A 4,983-nucleotide genomic window follows, 5' to 3' on the forward strand; every position below is an offset into this window, starting at 1 on the left:
GATAGGAGTATTTACCTTTGCAGCCCGTTTTTTCAGGACGGGGTAGATCTTTGAGAGATTGGGTTGAGGGGGCAAATTCCTAACGAAGTGCAAAAACGCAAAGTGGGTGTTGCATGGAACAAAGTTAGGCGTACCTTTGCAGCCCGATTTTAAAAGGGAAAGAGCAAGACGAAGTTCTTTGACAATATAGGTTAGCAGCAGACAGAGAAGGTTGGAGAGTGAGCGGGTTCAAGGATTTACAACGGAGAGTTTGATCCTGGCTCAGGATGAACGCTAGCGGCAGGCCTAACACATGCAAGTCGAACGGCAGTTACGAGCGATCGTAGCGAGAGTGGCGCACGGGTGCGTAACGCGTATGCAACCTACCCCATACTGGGGGATAGCCCGGAGAAATTCGGATTAATACCCCATAACATTACTTAACTGCATGGGTAAGTAATTAAAGCTGAGGCGGTATGGGATGGGCATGCGTCCGATTAGGTAGTTGGTAGGGTAACGGCCTACCAAGCCGACGATCGGTAGGGGAACTGAGAGGTTGATCCCCCACACTGGTACTGAGACACGGACCAGACTCCTACGGGAGGCAGCAGTGAGGAATATTGGGCAATGGCCGCAAGGCTGACCCAGCCATGCCGCGTGCAGGAAGAAGGCCCTATGGGTTGTAAACTGCTTTTCTCAGGGGGTAAACCCAGGCTCGTGAGCTTGGCTGAAAGTACCTGAGGAATAAGCATCGGCTAACTCCGTGCCAGCAGCCGCGGTAATACGGAGGATGCGAGCGTTATCCGGATTCATTGGGTTTAAAGGGTCCGTAGGCGGTTTGTTAAGTCAGGGGTGAAATCCTTCAGCTCAACTGAAGAATTGCCTTTGATACTGGCAGGCTAGAGTGCGACAGAGGTGGATGGAATGTGTCAAGTAGCGGTGAAATGCATAGATATGACACAGAACACCGATTGCGAAGGCAGTTCACTAGGTCGCAACTGACGCTGATGGACGAAAGCGTGGGGAGCAAACAGGATTAGATACCCTGGTAGTCCACGCTGTAAACGATGATTACTCGCTGTTGGGCAGTAATTGTTCAGCGGCTAAGCGAAAGCGTTAAGTAATCCACCTGGGGAGTACGGCCGCAAGGTTGAAACTCAAAGGAATTGACGGGGGCCCGCACAAGCGGTGGAGCATGTGGTTTAATTCGATGATACGCGAGGAACCTTACCTGGGCTTAAATGCAGGGCGACGGACTTGGAAACGAGTCTTTCCGCGAGGACGGCCTGCAAGGTGCTGCATGGTTGTCGTCAGCTCGTGCCGTGAGGTGTCGGGTTAAGTCCCATAACGAGCGCAACCCCTACCCTTAGTTACCAGCGGGTCAAGCCGGGGACTCTAAGGGGACTGCCGGCGCAAGCCGAGAGGAAGGAGGGGATGACGTCAAATCATCACGGCCCTTACGTCCAGGGCTACACACGTGCTACAATGGCGGTTACAGAGGGCAGCCACCACGCGAGTGGGAGCGAATCCTTAAAGACCGTCTCAGTTCGGATTGGAGTCTGCAACTCGACTCCATGAAGCTGGAATCGCTAGTAATCGCGCATCAGCCATGGCGCGGTGAATACGTTCCCGGGCCTTGTACACACCGCCCGTCAAGCCATGGGAGCCGGGGGTACCTGAAGTCGGTAACCGCAAGGAGCTGCCTAGGGTAAAACCGGTGACTGGGGCTAAGTCGTAACAAGGTAGCCGTACCGGAAGGTGCGGCTGGAATACCTCCTTCTTAGAGAACACGGAACATCAATCGTTCCCCTCCTCTTCACCCCTGTACTGCTAACCACTATTACGATCTTTGACATATTGGCAAGGAGCAAGAGATAACGGAAGAGAGAGAAGTTAGAAAGGGCACACGGAGGATGCCTAGGCTTCCGGAGGCGAAGAAGGACGTGGCAAGCTGCGAAAAGCTGCGGGGAGCTGCAGGCGAGCGTAGATCCGCAGATATCCGAATGGGGCAACCCTTCCGCTGAAGGCGGAAATCCCGCAAGGGAGGCGAACCCGGGGAACTGAAACATCTAAGTACCCGGAGGAGGAGAAAACAACAGTGATTCCCTTAGTAGTGGCGAGCGAACGGGGAGGAGCCCAAACCCATGGTGTTTAGGCACGATGGGGGTAGTAGGACTGGCAAAGAGTATGCGCATTTGAAGCGGAAGCAGTTGGAATGCTGCGCCGGAGAAGGTGAGAGCCCTGTATGCGTAGAGATGCGATATACGAGCCAGGATCCTGAGTAGCGCGGGACACGAGGAATCCTGTGTGAATCAGCCGGGACCATCCGGTAAGGCTAAATACTCCCGGAAGACCGATAGTGAACCAGTACCGTGAGGGAAAGGTGAAAAGAACCCTGAGGAAGGGGGTGAAAGAGAACCTGAAACCGTGTGTCTACAAGCGGTCGGAGCCTTAGGGCGACGGCGTGCCTTTTGCATAATGAGCCTACGAGTTGCTCATCACCGGCGAGGTTAATCTGTTCAGCAGAGGAGCCGAAGCGAAAGCGAGTCTGAAGAGGGCGCATAGTCGGTGGTGGCAGACGCGAAACCTTGTGATCTACCCTTGGCCAGGCTGAAGCTTCGGTAACACGGAGTGGAGGGCCGAACCAGTAAGCGTTGAAAAGCTTTTGGATGAGCTGAGGGTAGGGGTGAAAGGCTAATCAAACTGGGAAATAGCTCGTACTCCCCGAAATGCATTTAGGTGCAGCCTTGTGGTAGAGTATATCAGAGGTAGAGCCACTGATAGGATGCGGGGGTTTCACCGCCTACCAAATCCTGACAAACTCCGAATGCTGATATATATACACAGGAGTGAGGGCCGGGGTGCTAAGGTCACGGTCCGAGAGGGAAAGAACCCAGAGCAACGGCTAAGGTCCCGAAGTTATCGCTAAGTTGTTCAAACGAGGTCAGACTGCATTGACAGCTAGGATGTTGGCTTGGAAGCAGCCATTCATTTAAAGAGTGCGTAACAGCTCACTAGTCGAGCGGTTTGGCATGGACAATAATCGGGCATAAGCGATACACCGAAGCCTTGCTGTCCGTTAGGGGCAGGTAGGGGAGCATTCTGTATGCGGAGAAGGATAGCTGTGAGGCTTACTGGAGCGTACAGAAGAGAAAATGTAGGCATAAGTAACGATAAGGCGGGTGAGAAACCTGCCCACCGAAAGACTAAGGTTTCCCGGGCGATGTTAATCAACCCGGGGTAAGTCGGGAGCTAAGGCGAGATCGTTGTAAAGGCGGTGTAGCTGATGCCAAATCGGTTAATATTCCGATACCTGCTTACAATGCGATGCGGGGACGAAGGTGTGACACCTCCGCCTGGAGACGGAATACCAGGTTAAAGCTTGTAGGTAAACTGGCAGCAGGCAAATCCACTGCTAGTGCCGAAGGTGATAGTACTCAGAGTCTTCGGACGATGAGACAGAGAGGGTAAACGTACTTCCGAGAAAAGCCGCTAAGCTTCAGTTGTAAGCAGCCCGTACCGCAAACCGACACAGGTAGTCGAGGAGAGTATCCTAAGGTGCTCGAGTGAGTCGTGGCTAAGGAACTAGGCAAATTGACCCCGTAACTTCGGGATAAGGGGACCCTGACGGAGACGTTGGGGCGCAGAGAAATGGCCCAGGCGACTGTTTATCAAAAACACAGGACTCTGCGAATTCGAAAGAAGAAGTATAGGGTCTGACACCTGCCCGGTGCCGGAAGGTTAAGAGGAGGGGTTAGCCTTAAGGCGAAGCTCTGAATTGAAGCCCCGGTAAACGGCGGCCGTAACTATAACGGTCCTAAGGTAGCGAAATTCCTTGTCGGGTAAGTTCCGACCTGCACGAATGGTGTAACGATCTGGGCACTGTCTCAGCCACGAGCTCGGTGAAATTGTAGTCTCGGTGAAGATGCCGGGTACCCGCAATGGGACGAAAAGACCCCGTGAACCTTCACTACAGCTTAGTATTGACTTTGGACAACGGATGTGTAGGATAGGTGGGAGACTGAGAAGCTGTGGCGCCAGCCATGGTGGAGTCGCCGTTGAAATACCACCCTTTCGTTGTTTGAAGCCTAACCTCATCAAGGGGGACAGTGCTTGGCGGGTAGTTTGACTGGGGTGGTCGCCTCCAAAAGAGTAACGGAGGCTTCCAAAGGTGCCCTCAGCACGCTTGGCAACCGTGCGTAGAGTGCAATGGCATAAGGGCGCTTGACTGTGAGGCCGACAAGCCGATCAGGTGGGAAACCAGGGCATAGTGATCCGGTGGCGCTGTATGGGCAGGCCATCGCTCAAAGGATAAAAGGTACTCCGGGGATAACAGGCTGATCCTTCCCAAGAGCTCACATCGACGGGGGGGTTTGGCACCTCGATGTCGGCTCGTCACATCCTGGGGCTGGAGAAGGTCCCAAGGGTTGGGCTGTTCGCCCATTAAAGTGGCACGCGAGCTGGGTTCAGAACGTCGCGAGACAGTTCGGTCTCTATCTATTGCGGGCGTTAGAAATTTGAGGGGAGCTGCCATTAGTACGAGAGGACCGTGGCGGACGCACCACTAGTGTACCTGTTGTGGCGCCAGCTGCACCGCAGGGTAGCTATGTGCGGAAGTGATAAGCGCTGAAAGCATATAAGCGCGAAACACACCCCAAGATGAGATTTCTTTTAAGGGTCGTTCGAGATGAGGACGTTGATAGGCTGCAGGTGTAAAGGCAGTAATGTCATAGCCGAGCAGTACTAATTACCCGTAAACTTCCTCAGAGAGTCCGTTATCTCTGCTTCCCATGCCGATATGAAAAAGCCAAAAACGAATTGGTGTCAGTCAAAAAAAAGAACCTGTAATAAAACACAAAGCATAAACAAATCACTGACACAGACAACTTCGAGGGTGGCTATTGCGGTGGGGATCACCTCTTCCCATTCCGAACAGAGAAGTTAAGCCCACCAGCGCAGATGGTACTGGCACTCCGCCGGGAGAGTATGTCGCTGCCCTCCTTA

General features: G+C 53.3%; 3 rRNA genes. All 3 read left to right on the forward strand.

Annotated features, from left to right (window positions below):
* Positions 1-238 precede the first annotated feature (238 nt).
* The 3 genes from EIP89_RS11300 to rrf all read left to right on the forward strand — a co-directional run bounded on the left by EIP89_RS11300 (position 239) and on the right by rrf (position 4,980).
* Positions 239-1,759, forward strand: a 16S ribosomal RNA gene (locus EIP89_RS11300).
* 105 nt (positions 1,760-1,864) lie between these two features.
* Positions 1,865-4,746: ribosomal RNA gene (locus EIP89_RS11305) — 23S ribosomal RNA — on the forward strand.
* A 123-nt stretch (positions 4,747-4,869) separates the two neighbouring features.
* Positions 4,870-4,980: ribosomal RNA gene (rrf, locus tag EIP89_RS11310) — 5S ribosomal RNA — on the forward strand.
* The 16S, 23S and 5S rRNA genes sit together here, the layout of an rRNA operon.
* Positions 4,981-4,983 lie beyond the last annotated feature (3 nt).

Source organism: Thermaurantimonas aggregans (assembly GCF_003851885.1).
In the GTDB taxonomy this organism is placed as follows: Bacteria; Bacteroidota; Bacteroidia; order Flavobacteriales; family Schleiferiaceae; genus Thermaurantimonas; species Thermaurantimonas aggregans.